We start from the raw sequence: 1,181 nt of genomic DNA on the forward strand, positions 1-1,181 counted from the left end.
CCTTTGCTCCCAGCTCTCAAGACGGTGCTGGGATGACGCTTACCGTGCCCCAACTGCGGTTGAATGTTCAGGCGAATGATGGACAACGCGGTCGACTCTAGGAGCGCTACGGCCGTTTCACCTGAGATGCTTTCAAAATGCTTGTGCTTCTGAAGCTCAGACCAAAGCATGGTGCATGCCCACCAGTGCCGACCTTGGTGCGGCGACCAGCCTGGAATCGGTAATACAACGCCGGTCCATGCGTCGTATAGCTGCTTGCCGACAAACCGTGCACCATCCCGTGGATTCAGAAATAGGTGCACAGCCTTCTTGGCTCGTTGACTGCGAGTCTCTCGCCCATCTGCGCTATCCATCCAGCGCTTGAATCCCTTGTTACGCTCAGAATTGCGGTAGGCATGCCAACGCTTAGCCAGCTCAAGTGGGACGAGAATGGAACGCTCCGGGCCTATTTTGTCCCCGTGGTCGACCCCATAGGCAGTCCCTTTGGTGCCGAACTTGATGGTGATTCGGATAAGTTGCGTGTTTTCAGGGGCGAGAGGGTTAGAGATTTGCCAGTCGCGAGGGTTTTCCGGGAAGGAGTCAGTGCGCAGACATACGACTTCTTCCAGTCGCATCGCGGTCAGCAGGATGGTTTCACACATCAGCGCGACGCTTGGCCCTGACTTGGCCGCCACCCGGTCAAGCCACTCACGAACCGCGCTATTTGGTGGCATTTGGAGGCGCCGGTCCAGTACGCGCGCCTTCCCGCCGCGCACCCGTATTTGTTTTGATACCTGCCCCATTGCCCGTGTCGCAGAGCCGATGGTGAACTGCTTGATGTTGTAGGGGACCACGAAGGCGCCGCGAAAACCTTTAGAGACCATCCATGAGAGGAAGTCGCAGGCTTGCTGGACGCGCGCGTTCACGGTGGTGGCGCGACGTCCCTTCCCGTCGTGAGACCAGGTGCCTTCTAGCATCTCGGACTGGTAGCGTCCTGCTACATGCACCGCGTAACTGCATGTGGTCAGGTCGACGCCGCGAACTTCAGTCCACTCAAGGAAGTTTGCCAGCCAGTACGCGTAGCTATGAAGTGTTTTGGGGGAGGGTAGCGACCCGCGACCCGTCGAGCCCTCCGGCCCCCAGAGACGCAACGCCCTGTCCGTATCTATGGACTCCACCCGTTTTGCAAGAAGAAGATTGAA

1 protein-coding gene is annotated in these 1,181 nt (G+C 58.2%); it reads right to left on the minus strand.

What is annotated here, in order from left to right:
• The coding region (locus QWL29_RS26510) for a site-specific integrase (RefSeq protein ID WP_305825845.1) at positions 1 to 956 on the minus strand (956 nt) is incomplete at its 3' end.
• Positions 957 to 1,181: the final 225 nt, after the last annotated feature.

Origin of the sequence: Massilia brevitalea (genome assembly GCF_030711405.1) — a bacterium.
Classification (GTDB): Bacteria; Pseudomonadota; Gammaproteobacteria; order Burkholderiales; family Burkholderiaceae_D; genus Telluria; species Telluria brevitalea.